The sequence below is a fragment of the Vibrio sp. CDRSL-10 TSBA genome (genome assembly GCA_039696685.1).
GTDB lineage: Bacteria > Pseudomonadota > Gammaproteobacteria > Enterobacterales > Vibrionaceae > Vibrio.
Map to the genome: position 1 here is coordinate 1,609,977 of CP155566.1, position 17,738 is coordinate 1,627,714.

Consider the following 17,738-nt stretch of genomic DNA (forward strand, 5'->3'; position numbering starts at 1 on the left):
ATCGGAACGGGAAGAGAACAACATGTCGATCAAATGCGATAAGTTTATTGTGTCGGGCGTTGTCCAGGGGGTGGGATTTCGCTATCACACCGCGCACCAGGGATTGGTACTAGGTTTAACCGGTTATGCTAAAAATCTGTTTAGTGGTGACGTGGAAGTGATTGCATGTGGTGACCACGATAAGGTCGAAGAGTTATATCAATGGCTGCAGGAAGGCCCAAGAACCGCCAGTGTTGAGCGGGTAGAGCGCACTGAGTGTGTCACCGATAAAAACTATCGTGGTTTTGAAATCCTGTAAATTGGCTTACAGGATTTCACGGCTTGGAGATTGGCGCTTATAAGCACTTGGCCGGTTTTGGCAGACCGGCGAGCTTGGTTGCTTGTTTGGCCGGACCTTTAGGGAACAACTTAAACAGATATTTGCTGTTACCTTTTTCCGGACCGTGCTCTTTTTCCATTGCTTTCACCAACATACGAATGGCCGGCGACGTGTTAAATTCTTCGTAGAAGCGACGCACGAAATGCACAACCTCAAGATGAGCATCGGTCAGCGCAATGCCTTCTTCCTTGGCCAGAATGTCAATCATCCCTTCTTCCCACACCGTGTAATCAAGCAGGTAGCCCTGGGCATCGGTGTCGATAGTTTTGCCGTTGTATTCAAACATATTATTATCCAGTGAACGATTTGCGCTAAGGGTAGCGAAGGGAATGAATTTGCTCAAGCTCTAATATCGGCTTGTTATCATGCAGTGTTATGAGCCTCGGCAAACGCTCATCAGCTGTTCCATTTTTACGGTGGTTCAGCCTTAAGTAAAACAAAAAGCCCGAGAGCAGAGCTCCCGGGCTTGATAGACATTAAGTTAGCGATATTTATCTACCGCAACTTAGGTTGTCTGTGGCAACTTCGCCAGCTAAGACTTAGTCGTCGTTCATGATGCCAAGGATACTTAGCAGGCTGATGAACAGGTTGTAGATCGATACGTACAGTGACACTGTCGCTGAGATGTAGTTTGTCTCACCACCACGTACGATCTGCTGAGTTGTCAGCAGGATTACGCCAGTTGAGAACAGTACAAACATGCCGCTCATTGCCAGGTGAAGCATAGGCATTTGCAGGAAGATGTTTGCGACCATACCGATCAGCAGAACCACAAAACCGGCCATCAGTACGCCACCCAGGAATGACAGGTCACGTTTAGTGGTCAGTGCATAAGCAGACGCACCCATGAAGGCCAGAGCTGTACCGCCCAGTGCGGTCAGAACCACATCGCCCATACCTGCACCAATGTACATGTTCAGGATTGGACCTATGGTGTAACCCAGGAAACCGGTGAACAGGAATGTGAAAACAAGGCCCATACCGTTGTTGCGGTTTTTCTCAGTCAGGAATAGCAGGCCATAGAAACCGACCAGCATAATGATGATTCCCGGGCGAGGAAGGTTCATCGCCATTGAGATACCAGCCACAACCGCAGACCATAGCAGTGTCATTGAAAGCAGTGCGTAAGTGTTTCTCAGCACCTTGTTAGTTTGTAATGCACTGTCATAAGACGAGGTGCGTGAATACATAGGACTGTTCATACTCTTCCTCATAGAAAGGTTGTGATATTTATATGGCCATTTATGCGGGCAAAAGTTCCATTTTTCAAGTCTCTGCCGCATCCACGTACCGTAAATTTTAACCAAAAACGGCGATTTGTTGTGGGTTCAAATTGTAACACACTATTACCACCGTGGTTGGCTTAGTATCACTAATTGCATGATTGATAATACTATTTTAAAAAATGGTTGTTTTTAAATGAATGTTAGCAATCACACTAATACAGCATTGTGATTCTCAGCCGGAATAAAGTGATGGGGCAGGTAGTACGATATGCCAAGTGTATGTGACGGTAAATGGATATAGCCGCAAAAAATAAAGAGGCGATGATTCGCCTCTTTGAGTGGTATTTACATCAGGTTGACTTGCATCAGTGTGTGACTTGCATACGTGGTTGATTACAAACCAGTCATGTCAGCAACTTAGTGATGCAGAATCTGCGCAAGGAATGCCTGTGTCCGGTCAGATTGCGGATTTTCGAAGAAATCTTTTGGATTGTTCTCTTCGATAATTTCGCCGGCATCCATGAATATCACCCGGTCAGCCACTTCTTTGGCAAAGCCCATTTCGTGGGTCACACACAACATGGTCATGCCTTCTTCTGCTAACTCAACCATAACGTCCAGCACTTCGCGCACCATTTCTGGGTCGAGTGCTGATGTCGGTTCATCGAACAGCATTACTTGCGGATTCATGCACAACGAGCGCGCAATGGCTACGCGTTGTTGTTGACCACCGGAAAGCTGGCCCGGGTATTTGTCTGCCTGATCAGGGATTTTTACCCGTTTCAGGTATTTCATCGCAATCGCTTCGGCTTCATCTTTCGGCATTTTCTTTACCCAGATAGGCGCAAGGGTGCAGTTTTCCAGTACCGTCAGATGCGGGAAGAGGTTGAAGTGCTGGAAACACATACCGACTTCACGACGTACCGCTTCGATGTTTTTCAAATCTTCAGTCAGTTCGTTGCCGGAGACAACGATCTGTCCTTTCTGGTGTTCTTCCAGGCGGTTGATACAGCGAATCATGGTCGATTTTCCTGAACCGGATGGACCACAAATAACGATACGTTCGCCTTTCTTAACTTCCAGGTTGATGTTTTTCAGTACGTGAAATTCGCCGTACCACTTGTTCATGTCTTTAATGGAGATCATGGTTTCATTTGAGTTTTGTGGCGTCATAATACGTTCCTTGAATCATTGCTTATCGTTTGTGGCCGGTGTGGAGTTTACCTTCGAGCCAAATCGAATATCTCGACATGCCGAAACAGAACACCCAGAACACTAACGCGACAAATACATAACTTTCCGTAGCAAAACCTAACCAGTCGGGATCGGTATTGGCGGCCTGGCCGATGCCCAACACATCGAACATCCCAATGATCAGCACCAGACTGGTGTCTTTGAACAGACCAATGAAAGTGTTCACAATCGACGGAATGGTGATTTTTAATGCCTGAGGCATGATAATCAGGCCGATTTTCTTCCAGTAGCTCAGACCCAGAGCATCAGCCGCTTCGTACTGACCTTTCGGTATCGCCTGCAAACCACCGCGGATAACCTCGGCCATGTAGGCGGAGCTGAACATCACCACACCAATCAGAGCACGCAGCAGTTTATCTGTCTCTGAACCCTCAGACAGGAAACAGCGGCAACATGACCGATGCCATGAACAGCACGGTAATAAGCGGTACACCGCGCCAGGCTTCGATATAAACCGTGCTCAGGCTGCGAATAACCGGCATGTCTGAACGACGGCCGAGTGCCAGCACGATACCGATTGGTAAAGAGGCAATAATACCGACCAAGGCGATGATGAGCGTGACCAGCAGACCCCCCCAGTTGTGGGTGTCAACCACTGGTAGTCCCATGACGCCACCGTACAGTAATGTGGCCATGATGAACGGGTAGACGAAGATAAAGAACAGCCATAACCAGCTACGCTTTGGCGTTTTTTCGTACGCAAGTAATGCGACGAAGATAGCCAGCGTGGCGAAGAACAGGCGAGGGCGCCATAATTCTTCCGTCGGGTAGAAGCCGTACATAAACTGATCCCAGCGCACGCTGATGAAAACCCAGCACGCGCCATCCCGGCTACAAGCATCACGTGTCGTACCGATCCAGTCAGCCTTGATGATTGCCCAGTCCAGTACGGACCAGATTCCTGAGATGGCAACGTAAGCCAGAATCAGGGTGACAACCGAATTGACCGGACCATTGAACAGATTTTTCTTCAGCCAGCCGACCAGACCTGTGGTATTTGCTGGTGGCGGCAAGCTAGGTTGAAACTGATGTGTTTTCATCTTATCTCTCCACCAAAGCAACTTTACGGTTATACAGGTTCATCAGCGCTGATGTGATAAGGCTAAGTGCCAAATATACACCCATGGTCATGGCGATGATCTCAATAGCCTGACCTGTCTGGTTCAGTGTGGTACCGGCGAACACAGACACCAAATCCGGATAACCAATCGCCATCGCCAGGGATGAGTTTTTGGTCAGGTTAAGATATTGGCTGGTGAGTGGCGGTATGATGATGCGCAGTGCCTGTGGAATGACGACCAGTTTCAAGGTTTTAGCGCGTGGTAAGCCAAGAGACATGGCCGCTTCGGTCTGACCATGGCTGACTGCGTTGATACCGGAACGGACAATTTCTGCGATAAAGGCGGCGGTATAAACGCTTAAAGCAACCAATAAAGCAGCCAGTTCAGGAATGATGCTGATACCACCACGGAAGTTAAAACCCTTTAACTCTGGATATTGCGCAGAAATTGGCATACCCATAATAAAGTAGGCAATCACTGGCAGGCCGATACACAGCAGCAGCGCGATGCGCCCCATCGGCGTTTGCTGACCGGTCAGTTTCTGTTTGTTTTTAGCCCAAACCCCGATAGCGAATGTGGCAATAATGCCCAAAACAAACGCAATCACCACTACATTGGATCCGGGTTCAAAAACCGGTGCCGGGAAGTACAGCCCCCGAACGTTCAGAAAAATCGCTTCACCCAGACTCATACTCTGACGCGGTGACGGCAGAGCCTGTAACACAGCGAAGTACCAGAAGAAGATCTGAAGCAGAAGAGGAATATTACGAAACGTCTCAATGTATACCGCTGCCAGTCGGCTGACCAGCCAGTTGGATGACAAACGGGCGATACCCAGAATGAATCCGATGACAGTAGCGAAAATAATACCCAGAATCGACACTAACGCGGTGTTGAGCAGGCCCACAACGAATGTACGCCCGTAGGAGTATGTTTCGTCATAGTCGATCAGACTGAGGCCAATCCCGAAGCCAGCCGGTTGATCAAGGAACGCGAAACCGGTCGCGATACCGCGTGATTCCAGGTTGTGTAAGGTATTACTGATAATGGTGTAGAAAAAAAGGACCAGCACGGACACAGCAAGAATCTGAAACACGACCGAGCGGAAAGTGGGATTGTAGAGTAAGCTTGTGCTCTTAGCCGCAGCAGGGGCCGCTGACTTCGGCACAGAAGTATTCGTAGGTTTCATACAGCGATAACCTCATATCCATTTTTGACTGAGGGCGGCGCTTTACACCGCCCATAGGTTGTCAATGTCTATTTACGGACACTCTGTATTAACGGATAGGTGGCGCGTACATAAAGCCGCCAGCATTCCACAGTGCGTTGACACCACGGGAGATCTGCAGAGGCGAACCTTTACCTACTGTGCGCTCAAAGCTTTCACCGTAGTTACCGACTTGTTTAACGATCTGGTAGCCCCAGTCGTCACGAATACCCAGGCCTGAACCTTTTGGACCATCTACACCCAGAATACGTTTGATTTCAGGGTTATCTGATTTCAGCATTGCATCAGCGTTTTGCGAAGTGATGCCGTATTCTTCTGCGTTAACCATAGCAAACAGTGTCCACTTGGCTACGTTGAACCATTTGTCATCGTCCTGACGCACAACCGGACCCAGAGGTTCTTTAGAGATGATCTCTGGCAGTACCATGGCTGCATCTGGAGATTGCAGGTTCAGACGTAGTGCGTACAGACCGGATTGGTCGGTGGTCAGCACGTCACAGCGACCGGCATCGAAACCTTTCGATGTTTGCGCTGCAGTATCAAATACCACTGGCTTGTAGCTCATACCCTGGTTACGGAAGTAGTCAGCCAGGTTTCAGCTCAGTAGTCGTGCCTGACTGAACACAAACTGATGCACCGTCGAGTTCCTTAGCACTGCTGATGCCCAGCTCTTTCTTAACCATAAAACCTTGGCCGTCGTAGTAGTTGACGCCAACAAAGTTAAGACCCAAGGCGCTGTCGCGATGCAGAGTCCAGGTCGTATTGCGGGACAGCACGTCGATTTCGCCTGACTGCAGAGCAGTGAAGCGTTCTTTTGCGGTCAGAGGTACGTATTTAACTTTAGTTTTGTCACCTAGCACAGCAGCGGCCAAAGCCTGACAATATTCAACATCGATCCCTTCCCATTCACCTTTGGAGTTAGGGTTTGAGAAGCCCGGTAGACCAGTACTTACACCACAAGTCAGGACGCCTTGCTCTAAGACCTTATCCAGGGTGCTTTCAGCAGCTGATGCGGTGTTCGCCATCATGGCAGTAGATGCCGCTACGACGGAAGCGAGAAGTGTTAGTTTATTTGCCATTTGTATCCTTCCTGTATGATCCATATTTGACCAAGTGAGCCCGCAAGTTGGGTTCACAAAATGTAGTGTTTTTTATTAGATTTCGGTTGTATTCTGGCGATGATCGCCTGTTTAAAAATCAACCGTTTATAAGCGTAGGTAAGGAATTGAATTTTCTCAAATGTATAATTTAGAAAAGAATTTGGTTTGAGAGTGCTTACCGAGCTGTAGTTAGAATGGCTAAATGTTGCACGGTTGTAAATAGTGCAACCGAGCACACTGATAGTGCATCAGGATGGTTATATGTTATTGACTGTTAACTTAATATTAACACACATAAATGGTAGGTTAATTTGGAGTTAAACACTGGTTTTGTTAGAAAATTTGGTTATAAATTTTTTCATCTCCTGATGGTAGTGATTTTTTTGCACCGTTTTTGGTAGCATAAAACGAATAGTTATTTAGATTGTGGTCAAAATAAAATGCGATATTTTCCTCTTTTTCTGGACTTAGCAAATAAACCGGTACTTGTGGTGGGCGGAGGGGAAGTTGCGTGCCGCAAGATTGATGCCCTGGTACGTGCCGGAGCCAAAGTGACCATTGTATCCCCGCAAATTGCCCCGACTCTGCAGTCCTTAGTCGATGAGGGGAAATGCCAATGGATTCAAAACTTCTATACCTCGAAAATACTCACTCAAGAGTACATTCAGGTATGGGCAACGACCGATAATCCTGACCTTAACCATCAAGTGCATAAAGATGCCAAATCGATCGGTGTTTTAGTCAACGTTGTTGACGATCAGCCATATTGCGATTTCATCACGCCATCGATGATTGAGAGAGGGCGAATTCAACTGGCCATTTCCAGTGGTGGTGCCTCGCCGGTGCTGATTCGCAACGTGCGTGAAACATTGGAAGCCGTACTGCCGCAAAATCTGAGCCTGCTGGCAGACTTCGGTGCCTCTAAACGCAACTCGATCAAAAGTGCGTTACCGACGGTTGATGAACGACGCAAGTTCTGGGAGCAATTTTTTGCGCTGCCAGAGGTAAAAAATGCCAAGAGTCGTGAAGCTCTGGAAAGTGCCTATACCCAACTGATCAGACAGCCAATGCCACAGCAAGGCGAAGTGACCTGGATTGAATGCGGGTCTGATGTAGAACTATTGCCGCTGAAAGCTTTACGTTATATGCAACAAGCTGAATTGGTACTGCATACGCCAAGCTGTGCTTTTGAGTTCATCGATTTGTGTCGTCGTGATGCGGAGAGGGAAGCATTTGCCAGTGCGGCGCAACTCGGAGAGCGTCTGCAACAAGCACATCAGCAACAGCTACGGGTCTGTGTACTGATTCCTAAGGGGACGCAGCAATACTCTTTACTGCAAGGGCAGCAGCGCGTCCTTGGTGAAGGTAGCGAGAAAAGTTAACAGCACAGGCTGAAGGCCGAATAAAAAGGCGGGGAATCACCCCGCCTTAATTTTTCTGGTTTTGAGACAGCCGTTGATAGCCTTATGCTTCGCAGACTTCTTTGTTAAGCGCAAACTTCTCAATCGCTGCTGCAACACCATCTTCATCGTTGCTCAGAGTGATATAGTCGGCGATTTTTTTGGTCTCTTCCATTGCGTTAGCCATCGCGATTCCCAGGCCGGCATATTTAAGCATATGGTGATCATTTTCTGCATCACCCATACAAATCACCTGTTCTGCAGGGATGCCAATATGGTCGGCAATCGCTTTCACGCCCACGCCTTTGTTGCTGGCGGTGTTGAGGAAACTCCAGGAAGTAGGCTGCGCTCTGCACGACAGTATACTGCTCGCGCATTTGCGGCGGCAGATTCGCAATGGTTTTGTTGAGCAGCTCAGGCTCAGCGACGATCATGGTTTTGATGATCGGGTGATCATCTTCCAGTAGTTCGAAATCCATCTCAGTGATAGTGACACCATTAATTTCGGCTTCCACTTCAGTGAATTTGCTGTTCTTCGGCGTAATAAGGCCATGTACCTTACTGAATGCATGCGTGTTTACGCCCATTTCTTTAGCCAGGCGAGCAACCGCTTTAGCGTCTTTTCCAGTCAGGATTTGCTGATAAATAACCTCACCAGTCGCCACGTTTTCAACGATCGAGCCGTTATAATGCAGGACATAGTCGTCCTCGGAACGGATGTCCAGCTCTTCAAGTTTGCTACGGATACCATCAATTGGACGGCCTGACGCCAGCACAACACGAATGCCTTGCTCACGAGCCTGAGTGATCACCTGTTTGGTACGTGGGGAAATTTGCTTCTGGCTGTTAAGAAGGGTGCCATCCATATCGAGCGCAATCAGTTTATACATGTCTTACCTAAATTCTTTACCTGTCCAAACGCCAGATTATACCTAAAATATGACATAATGCGCGTTTTGAATGAAAATGAACCGCGAAACTCAGTCTGTTTTTTGAACCCTTGATATGGATTGCTGAGCATAAACCACTCCAGTTAATCCCATGATTTTTGTGATCGCAGCAGTGTTTTGAATTGACCTTCATCGACGCATACTTTAAGGTCAGCGACCTGCAATTTTTAGTTAGCAAGTTTAGGCAAAATTACCTTGTATAAAGTGAATGAAATGTTTGAGACGATCCAGGGCGAAGGTGTATTCACCGGCGTTCCTGCAGTATTTGTTCGTCTGCAAGAATGTCCTGTGGGTTGTGCTTGGTGTGATACCAAACAGACTTGGGATGCAACGCCTGTCGAAGAGCGTTCCTTTGATGAAATTTTGGTAAAAACCGAAGACAATCCTACCTGGTGCAGCGCATCAGCTCAGCAGATCATCGAGCGTTATCGTTCACAGGGGTACTCGGCTAAACATATCGTTATCACCGGCGGCGAGCCTTGCATTTACGATCTGGTGCCTTTAACACAGGCGTTTGAGCAGATTGGTTGTCGTTGCCAGATTGAAACCAGCGGTACGTTTGAAGTCCAAGCTAGTGCTGATACCTGGGTGACAGTGTCACCTAAAGTAGCGATGAAAGGTAAACTTCCGGTCGTGGATTCGGCGCTGCTGCGTGCCAATGAAATTAAGCATCCGGTGGCGACTGAAAAAGACATCACCAATCTCGAAGAGCTGCTTGCACGTGCTGACGTTTCCGTCATCAACAGTGATTGCACTGCAGCCGATCAGCCAGAAACCACGCGCAACCCAACTGTGTATCGACGCCTGTATTGCGCGGAACTGGCGGTTATCTGTTCAAACTCACAAATATCTCAGCATTGCATAAGGTGAATTTCATGAAAAAAGCAGTTGTCGTCTTTAGTGGTGGTCAGGATTCAACGACTTGTCTGGTCCAGGCACTTAAGGAATTCGATGAAGTCCATGCGATTACCTTTGATTATGGTCAGCGCCATAAGCTGGAGATTGAAGTTGCTCAGGCACTGGCAAAGAAACTGGGTGTCGCCGCACATAAAGTCATGGATGTGGGTTTGCTCAATGAACTGGCGATCAGCTCCCTGACCCGCGATGATATTCCGGTGTCCCATGAATTGCAGGAAAATGGTCTGCCAAACTCGTTTGTGCCAGGTCGCAACATCCTGTTTCTCACTTTAGCGGGCATCTATGCTTATCAAATCGGCGCACAAACCGTGATCACCGGCGTGTGTGAGACTGATTTTTCTGGTTACCCTGATTGCCGTAACGATTTCGTTAAAGCGATGAACAGCGCATTAGTGCAGGGCATGGATCGTGAGCTGGAGATCCGCACGCCTCTGATGTGGCTAAATAAGGCGGAAACCTGGGCGATGGCCGACCAGAATGACGCGCTGGAACTGGTACGCAATGAAACACTGACGTGCTACAACGGTATTATCGGTGACGGCTGTGGTGATTGCCCGTCTTGTCATCTGCGTAAAGCGGGACTGAATGATTACCTTGAAAATCGTAACGCGGTCATGGCGGCTCTGGTCAGTAAACAGAAGACTAAGTAAACAGGATCAGTAAGCAGAAGCAGCAGGTAAACTGCGTCGGCAAGTCGCAAGACAATTTAAACACAGTAACGGGCTGATATCTTTGCAGGCAAGGTATCGGCCCGTTGTTTTTGGTTTGAATTTTTTGCATGGTTTGTTGATAGAAGATGTGACTTTGTTTCCAATATGAGAATGTGAAAGAGTTGGCAAAATTAGCATCATTCAGCACAGCATTCGTATGAGTTTTACAGGTTTCTACACTACTATAGATAAAAGTAACAATAAGTGGCTAAGTAGGAACCTTGCTGTGAAAGGAACAATAACGCTGCTGTTCACTTGGACGGGAGATTTGCTGAGTTTTTCTCCCAACGAATTTGGCTCATGCGGGCCTTTGTCCCAACTCAATCTCACTGCCACTGGTAGTGAAGAGCCGTTGGCTATTGAAGAGATACAGGCTTATTTTCCTTCTGTTGAACCCTTGCAGGTGACATCAGTGATTGATGGCATTTTCTATACCGGGATCATTTCAACTCTTAAAAGCACAGAGTTTCAAAGTCATCCTCAATTTCTGCTTCAGTTTCGAAGATACGGCACACCCCTCTGTTTTGCGTATCCAGCGCATGAAACACGTGCTGGATTGTGCCCAGATAGCCAGTTGGGAGTGGAATGTACAAACCGGTGAGACCCGGTTTAATGACCGCTGGGCGGAAATTGTTGGTTATCACCTTCCTGAGCTTGAACCGACAGATATCGATACCTGGACCAAACTGGCTCACTCTGATGACCTTAAATTGTCTCAACAGGCACTTGAGGCGCATTTTAACGGCGAGATTCCTTTTTATGAATGCGAAGTCCGCATGCGTCACAAAGACGGTCACTGGGTCTGGGTACGCGATTACGGGCGAATCGTTTCTTTCACGACGCAAGGTGAACCTGAATGGATACTTGGCGCACACATAGATATCACCGGTTATAAATTGATTCAGACTCAGAATGAACTGCTCAGTCATGATCTCAACATGATCATGGACTTGTGTCCGGCAGTTATTTACAAGATGTCTGCAGATGATGATGAACAGGTTCAGTTCATCACCCAGGGCGTCGAGGGGTTACTGAACTACCGCCATGAGGAGATTATGAACCGGGCGTATTGGTGGCGTAATCATATTCACCCTGAAGATGTTTCTGACTATAATCAAAGAGTTGCAGAATGGCGTTCCCGGGGTGATGATTCGATTCTGGAATGTGAGTATCGTTTCCGTTGTGCTGATGGTCGCTACATCTGGCTTGCCGATCGCGCGCGAATCATGAACTCTCATTATAGTCGCGGTCCGTCCGTATTGGGGTCAATCATTGATATCACGGACTTTGTATCATTAAACAACCATCTTCAGTCGTTAGCGAAAGTATCACCTGCTGTCTTATACCAATTTGAATACTTGCCGGATGGAAACCAGTCGTTTTCCATATGCCAGCCAGAAATTGAAGGATATGTTTGGCGTTACTCCAGAGGAAGCTGCGGTTGATTCTACCGCTGTTTTTGATGCTATTTATCCGGAAGATGTAGAGAGGGTGCGTGCCAGTGCTTTGCAATCTAAAGAGACTCTGGAAGATTGGAAATGCGAATTCAGGGTAGAGATTGACGGTAAATTGCATTGGTTGTATGGCCATTCTATTCCGACACCCTCCAGTGAAGGTAAAGTGATTTGGTCTGGCCAAATTATCGATATTTCTGAGAAAAAGGAGCTCGAGCTACAGCTTAAAAAAGAATCGACGACTGATGCATTGACCGGGGCGTACAATCGGCGTTATTTCATTCAAGAATTACATGATGAACTGCAACGTAGTGTGCGCGAGAAGCAACCTGTTTCGATTTTGGCTGTCGACTTTGATTTCTTTAAACAGGTTAATGATAAATATGGTCATGATGCCGGGGATGCTGTGTTGCAACAGGTCACTGGGCACCTGAGACAGCACATTCGCCCTTATGACACTCTGGCCAGAATGGGTGGGGAAGAGTTCAATATTATGTTGCCTAACACTGATTATGCGTCTGCGCTGTCGATAGCCAACAAGTTAAGGAAGCTGGTGCAAGGCTTTACGGTACGTTATCACGGGCAAGAAATTAAAATTACCATCACACTGGGTGTCGCGACCAGTAGCAGCGGCGTTCAGGATTCGTTTGAGTTGTTGAAAGAGGCGGATCGTGCGCTGTATCGTGGCAAAGCCAGCGGTCGTAATTGTGTTCATTAGGCAATTATGTTTATTAGGTAATTATGTCCACTAGATAAATGTGCACAGTAGGTTATGGTGTGAGTAGATAGTTAGTCGAGTCTGTGCTGTCTTCAATTTTTGCGAAAATTTACAGTTTTTGTCTTTTGTATTGAAAACCTTACAGCTGCATCACTGTTTAAATGAACAGTGCTTCTTGACTTCCCATACTGCTTTACTAGTCTGTATGTATACACAGTGGTAAAGGAGGTGTTTATGTTTTGGGATACACTCGAACGCGTCAACCGCCTGCGCCAAAAGGCGATGTCCGATCCTGAATTTATTGAGTCAGCAAAAGAGCATGAACAAACGCTCAAACAGGTTGAACAGGAGTTTGAGCCGCAACGACGTCGTAAACATGTCTCATCAAGCTCGAAAACGTTCGCAGATATTTATCAACAGGTTGAATTTGGTAATCACTCAAATGACGTACAGCATTAATGATTGATACCTGTATGATGAAGTATTTTGTTAATTTGATAAATAAATCATCTATTTAAGATGATGAAAATTAAAGATATATAGAGCGCCATACTATAAGTGGCGCTTTTTTTTATCTATTTTTCAATAACCTGAATAAACATTATTGACGTTATATTAATGCGACAAAAAACTGCAAATGTTTGTGAAGATTATTGCTCACAGTTCACAAATAACCAGCTACACTGCTACTTAGGGCCAACATAACTAAAAACAAAATTTGTCAGAGGCAGGGTTGGATGAGTAGTAAATTTTCAGGCTTAAAGTCGCTTATTTTAGTCTGCACATGCGCGTCGTTTATCATCGTTGGGTTTGCCTATTTCTTTTGGCGTGATGGCAAAGTCTCGTCATCTGCTCAGATGCCGACTATAACCATTGCGGTTTCTCAAACACCTCTGTCTGCACCATTTTTTATCGCCGACCAGTTGAACTTATTTGAGCAACAGGGGCTGAATGTTGTGCTGGTACCCTGCAGTGGCGGCGTGCAATGTGCTGAGGCACTGTTTTCCGGAGCAGTCGATTATGCGACAGCATCAGAATCGGTTGCTATGTTCAAAAGCTTTGAACGCAGTGACTTTGTTTTGCTGGCCAGTTTCGTCAGCTCCGATAACGATTTAAAGTTGCTGACGGTTCCCAACCGTGGAGTGTCCAAGCTCAGTGATTTAGCCGGTAAAAGGGTTGGTTTGGTAAAGGCCAGCGCGAGCGAGTTTTATTTTGACTCCATCCTGATTGCTAATAATCTTAAAGAAATGCCGCTGGAAAAAGTGTATTTGAGCCCCGATCAACTGAATCAGGCTCTGTTTGGTTTTAATGTCGATGCCATCTCGGTTTGGGAAACCGTGGGGTTATCGCACAGAAATGACCTCTGCTTCTGACTTAATAAATTTAGGTGTTGTAGGAATTTATAACCTTTCTTTTAACCTGATGGCGATGAAGGAGAGTGCTCAACACTCAGCGGCGCATTCAGTCGCTTTGCTGCAAGCGCTTAAACAAGCGATAGCCTGGATACATGACAATCCAGCCGAATCAAGGCAGTGGGTGGCTAAAGATTTGAATGTGCCCATTCACCAGCTTGAATGGTCATGGCAGGATTATGCGTTCCGACTTTCTTTAGGGAACGCGCTATTGTCTAATATTCAGCTTCAGGCTCGATGGGCGATTGAAAATAAGCTGGTCAAAGGGACCCTTCCCGATTACCGGAAATATTTTTCATCTGAACCACTTGAGCGGGTGTTGCAGACAGAGGTGTCTTTTAAATGATTAATTCTGTCTCGCGTAAACTGACTTTATTATTTTGTGCCACGGCCATGCTGGTGGTTTTAATTGCAGTTTCACTCGACAATCTGCATCAGGAGCAAGATAACACCCATGAAGAACTGAAACAGATAATGCGGATCCAACGCAGCGTAGACATGCTTCGCAGCCAGTTATGGATATTTCTGCAGTACGATGACGCAAACAGTCTGGAGCAAGTTTACATTGCTCAGCAAAATCTGGCGCAAAAATTAGCCAGTCAGTCCGGGCTCTCCACTAACATCAATAATCTGACGCGCATGAATGACAGCCTGGCGGCGTTACTGGAGAAAGAACGCGCTCTGGGCCTGGGTCTTAGTGAACAGCACAGGAGTAGTGCATCTTTTATTGGTTCCAGTGAGCTTCTTCATTCCAGGTACAACATGTTGGTGCAGGATATGACGGAAGAGCTGCTTTACTTGCAAAAGGTCGTGCTTACTCAAAGTGCCGATAATCAACATTCATCATTAATGCTCAGTGCGATTCATTTATTGGTGTTTGGCATCGTGGTCTGTGTCGTTGCATTTTTAATTCTCAAACGGGTGAAAGCGGGTTTTGCAGCGTTTAAAGAGGGCATTACTGAGCTGGCGCAAGGGGATTTGTCCAGTCAACTGGTGTTAAAACAGCAAGATTCTGAGTTTGTTGCCCTGGCGCATTTCTTTAACAGAATGAAAGAATCTTTGCGAAATTCGATTGTCACGCGTGAGGAGTTGCAGCAAGAGGTCGCCAGACAGACAGCTAAGCTTGAACAACAAAAAGAGCAGCTGCGATTCCTTTCGGAAAAAGATCCGCTGACCGGTATGTTGAACCGCAGAGCGTTCAAGGAGCATCTGCACGAGGCCATCGTGCATGCCCAGCGTACACAAGTTAAACTGGCGGTGCTGTTTATCGATCTGGATAAATTTAAAGAGATTAATGACAGCAAAGGGCATGATGTCGGTGACGAAGTACTGACGCAAATCGCGACCAGGTTGGAAGCGAATATTCGTGAGTCTGATTTTAGTGGCAGACTGGGCGGTGATGAATTCGTGGTTTGTCTGAATTTAATCAAAGACTTTGAGGGTGTTGCGGAAAAAACACAACGGCTGATTAAGCAGTTGAGTGCGCCTATGGATATCGGCGGAGAAAGCCTATCGGTTGGTGTGAGTATCGGTATCAGCCTCTATCCTGACCAAAGCCAGGATATCGCTGACCTGTTACGTTTAGCCGATGAAGCTATGTATCAGGCGAAATTAACCAGCGGAAGCCATTTTTTTTGTCCGCAACTGAAGTGCGACCGTAATTTCGATGGCTCTCAACTCGGATGATCAAAAATCTGCTTTAACAACATAATAAGGATTAGAGAATTTTTTCTCCGGTCCGAGCTCAGATATCACCAACCGATTCCACAAGTTACGGTCAAATTCTCCCTTCGGCAAAGAGGGGTAGAGTGTTTCCACTTCCTCGCGTGCAAATTGGAGAAATTCTTTCTTTTTAATCTGGTTGTATTTTTTCAAAACACGATTGTATTTGTGCATCCATTCCAGCTTAAATGCACGCAGTGCAGGTTCAGCTTGTTCAAGTGGCATACGTGATAAATAGACTCGCTTATAGGCCACTTTTCGATCCAGCATAGTCAATATGGTGGTTTGAATATAACTACCGTGATGGGTAATTGAAATGTCGTCTTCAGAAAACGGAGACAAACACCATCCCCGGGGCAGAAAGCCCGGTTTTTGATACTGCTTATTACGCTCAATCAGCGCATGATGCAGAAACGATGTCTGATGTTCCTCTAAACGTCGCTTGCCACTTGGCAATCCGGATTTGCAACGATCCGGGCAGACGATAGATATGAGTAAATTTATCTTGATTCATTGACTGTACAATAATCTAACGAGTGAAGAGATAACTGTGGCATATCTGCCGCGGTTGTGACGTCAGATAACATCACACCGTATTTCTGATAGGCCATAATTTAAATTAAAACGTTTTCAGCTCGGGTAACTTGAGCCAGGACAAAGCCTTGATTATTTTTCCTGCCAAGACGAAATAACTGTTATACCGCTTCATATACTGTATGTAAATCGTCGACTTTTTGTACTGTGTGATGAAGCGAGGGCGCATATTCTACAACGCTTTGTACCAGGATTGCGAGGCTTAATTGCACAAAAAACAGACTTGTTGAATAAAATATTACTATCAATACATATTAAATGGGTTAATATTAGCGGGCAATCTTAACGTCGGTACTTTGTTACCAAAGTCAGCTTTTGTGCGGTTCCAACGATTAAAACAACGCTAAAACTGATGACTGCGAGCCTGGTCTCGTAAAAAATGGAAGTGAATAACTTTGCTCGATATTGACGTGCTAAAACTGGCGAGCATTTTAAATAATACCATTTGCAGTGTTATTGCTTGTCTGTTTCTTTTGTTATCAAGACGAAAGCTCAATAATCATAAAGTGTCGACGGCAGGGTGGTTTGCCGCCTATTTTTTATGTTTTTCAATTGCTTTCGGTACCACCATAATGCGAGGCTGGGTCTCGATTGAACTGGTTGTATTAAGCAACAACTTTCTTTACCAGGCCGTCACTTATATGCTGCTGTTTGGTGTAATGAGTTGGTTTAAGTACCCGGCTAACCGCAAATGGTTTGTATTTGCCGCGTTGCATACTTTCGTGTACACCGCATTTCAGTTCTGGCTGCTGAAGAATTTCCCGCAACATTTTGAGTGGCGGGTCAATCTTGCAGCTGCCAGTTATTCTGTGGTCCATCTCTACAGTGCCTGGTTTGCATTTCGCCATATGAACAAAAAGAGTGGTGGTGAAAAGCTGCTGACTTTTTGTTTGGTTCTTTCCAGTTTATTTGTCTTTTTGCCGGCGACACTGTATCAACTGTTTGATTCGACAATTCATTTTCTAAGTGGTGTTCTGGTCGGCCAAAATTTGCTGACCATTGTCAGCCTCGGTTCTATTTTATCTCTTTTCTTTTATGACGAAATTGAGTGGCACCATTATCGCGCAGTGCATGATGAGCTTACCGGTTTGTATAACCGGCGCTATTTCATGGAGCAGGCGACCAGTGAGCTGGATAATTGTACAAGTAACCTGGACTATCGCCCTGGTTGATGTCGATCACTTTAAACAAGTTAATGACAGCTATGGTCATGATGCCGGTGACCTGGCCCTGAGCCACATTGCCGACATTCTGTCGCGCGAGTTTAAAGGTGATTTAGTCGCACGCTATGGCGGCGAGGAATTCATTATTATGTTGTCGGGTCGTCAGGCAACCAATCAGTTTCGGCTGGAGCATTTCCACCGAGAAGTGAGCTGGAATCATCTGATTGCGGGTGATCTGGATATCGCGATGACGGTCAGTATCGGGATTGCGGAAGTCAGCCGTTCGAGTGAGTTACAACGTGCATTGAAGATGGCGGATATTGCGCTGTATGATGCTAAAGAAACCGGACGTAACCGATTGGTTTCTTTGGTTTAGTGCTTAAAACTCGCATTGCCCGGATGAGATAGATAACTCCTGGGGATCAATAAAGCCGGAACGGGTTATACCG

At 46.3% G+C, this 17,738-nt stretch carries 13 protein-coding genes and 6 pseudogenes; 11 read left to right on the forward strand and 8 right to left on the reverse strand.

Annotation, left to right across the window (positions count from 1 at the left end; translation table 11 throughout):
- Positions 1-22 precede the first annotated feature (22 nt).
- Entirely contained in the window at positions 23-298 is a 276-nt protein-coding gene (gene yccX, locus ABDK09_14990) for an acylphosphatase (protein XAW90753.1), read from the forward strand.
- Positions 299-335: 37 nt separating this feature from the next.
- On the opposite strand, the gene ABDK09_14995 is transcribed toward yccX, so the two are convergent.
- The 6 genes and pseudogenes from ABDK09_14995 to ABDK09_15020 all read right to left on the reverse strand — a co-directional run bounded on the left by ABDK09_14995 (position 336) and on the right by ABDK09_15020 (position 6,227).
- On the reverse strand, positions 336-665 hold the full coding sequence (locus ABDK09_14995) for a TusE/DsrC/DsvC family sulfur relay protein (GenBank protein ID XAW90655.1): 330 nt from the start codon (positions 663-665) through the stop codon (positions 336-338).
- Positions 666-918: 253 nt separating this feature from the next.
- Positions 919-1,581: a Bax inhibitor-1/YccA family protein gene (locus ABDK09_15000; GenBank protein ID XAW90656.1), complete on the reverse strand. Its 663-nt coding sequence runs from the start codon at positions 1,579-1,581 to the stop codon at positions 919-921.
- A 441-nt stretch (positions 1,582-2,022) separates the two neighbouring features.
- On the reverse strand, positions 2,023-2,778 hold the full coding sequence (locus ABDK09_15005; GenBank protein ID XAW90657.1) for an amino acid ABC transporter ATP-binding protein: 756 nt from the start codon (positions 2,776-2,778) through the stop codon (positions 2,023-2,025).
- Between the two features lie 22 nt (positions 2,779-2,800).
- Positions 2,801-3,899: pseudogene (locus ABDK09_15010) on the reverse strand (amino acid ABC transporter permease).
- A gap of 1 nt (position 3,900) precedes the next feature.
- On the reverse strand, positions 3,901-5,109 hold the full coding sequence (locus ABDK09_15015) for an amino acid ABC transporter permease (GenBank protein ID XAW90658.1): 1,209 nt from the start codon (positions 5,107-5,109) through the stop codon (positions 3,901-3,903).
- Positions 5,110-5,197: 88 nt separating this feature from the next.
- Positions 5,198-6,227: pseudogene (locus ABDK09_15020) on the reverse strand (amino acid ABC transporter substrate-binding protein).
- A 461-nt stretch (positions 6,228-6,688) separates the two neighbouring features.
- Here ABDK09_15020 and ABDK09_15025 point away from each other — a divergent pair.
- Positions 6,689-7,630: an NAD(P)-dependent oxidoreductase gene (locus ABDK09_15025; protein XAW90659.1), complete on the forward strand. Its 942-nt coding sequence runs from the start codon at positions 6,689-6,691 to the stop codon at positions 7,628-7,630.
- 82 nt (positions 7,631-7,712) lie between these two features.
- Here the strand turns inward: ABDK09_15025 and yidA are convergent.
- Positions 7,713-8,538, reverse strand: a pseudogene (gene yidA / locus ABDK09_15030) (sugar-phosphatase).
- 255 nt (positions 8,539-8,793) lie between these two features.
- Between yidA and queE the strand changes: the two are divergent.
- The 7 genes and pseudogenes from queE to ABDK09_15065 all read left to right on the forward strand — a co-directional run bounded on the left by queE (position 8,794) and on the right by ABDK09_15065 (position 15,496).
- Positions 8,794-9,463: pseudogene (gene queE / locus ABDK09_15035) on the forward strand (7-carboxy-7-deazaguanine synthase QueE).
- Positions 9,464-9,473: 10 nt separating this feature from the next.
- Positions 9,474-10,166 (forward strand): 7-cyano-7-deazaguanine synthase QueC, encoded by a 693-nt coding sequence (queC, locus tag ABDK09_15040; GenBank protein XAW90660.1) that lies wholly within the window; start codon positions 9,474-9,476, stop codon positions 10,164-10,166.
- A gap of 479 nt (positions 10,167-10,645) precedes the next feature.
- Positions 10,646-11,671 carry a PAS domain-containing protein gene (locus tag ABDK09_15045; GenBank protein XAW90661.1) on the forward strand — a complete coding sequence of 342 codons (1,026 nt, stop codon included), beginning with the start codon at positions 10,646-10,648 and terminating at the stop codon, positions 11,669-11,671.
- The gene (locus tag ABDK09_15050; protein XAW90662.1) at positions 11,637-12,398 is read left to right on the forward strand and encodes a sensor domain-containing diguanylate cyclase; all 762 of its coding nucleotides are present in this window, start codon (positions 11,637-11,639) and stop codon (positions 12,396-12,398) included. Before ABDK09_15045 ends, ABDK09_15050 begins: the two co-directional genes overlap by 35 nt.
- 234 nt (positions 12,399-12,632) lie before the next feature.
- Positions 12,633-12,857, forward strand: coding sequence for a hypothetical protein (locus ABDK09_15055; GenBank protein ID XAW90663.1), 225 nt, complete (start codon positions 12,633-12,635; stop codon positions 12,855-12,857).
- Positions 12,858-13,255: 398 nt separating this feature from the next.
- Positions 13,256-14,156: pseudogene (locus ABDK09_15060) on the forward strand (ABC transporter substrate-binding protein).
- Positions 14,153-15,496, forward strand: a complete 1,344-nt coding sequence (locus tag ABDK09_15065; protein XAW90664.1) for a diguanylate cyclase — start codon at positions 14,153-14,155, stop codon at positions 15,494-15,496. Before ABDK09_15060 ends, ABDK09_15065 begins: the two are co-directional and overlap by 4 nt.
- On the opposite strand, the pseudogene ABDK09_15070 reads toward ABDK09_15065, so the two are convergent.
- A pseudogene (locus ABDK09_15070) lies at positions 15,497-16,046 on the reverse strand (hypothetical protein).
- Positions 16,047-16,698: 652 nt separating this feature from the next.
- On the opposite strand from ABDK09_15070, the gene ABDK09_15075 reads away from it, so the two are divergent.
- Positions 16,699-17,298 carry a hypothetical protein gene (locus ABDK09_15075; protein XAW90665.1) on the forward strand — a complete coding sequence of 200 codons (600 nt, stop codon included), beginning with the start codon at positions 16,699-16,701 and terminating at the stop codon, positions 17,296-17,298.
- Positions 17,252-17,665 (forward strand): GGDEF domain-containing protein, encoded by a 414-nt coding sequence (locus ABDK09_15080; GenBank protein ID XAW90666.1) that lies wholly within the window; start codon positions 17,252-17,254, stop codon positions 17,663-17,665. Before ABDK09_15075 ends, ABDK09_15080 begins: the two co-directional genes overlap by 47 nt.
- The last annotated feature ends 73 nt before the right edge of the window (positions 17,666-17,738 follow it).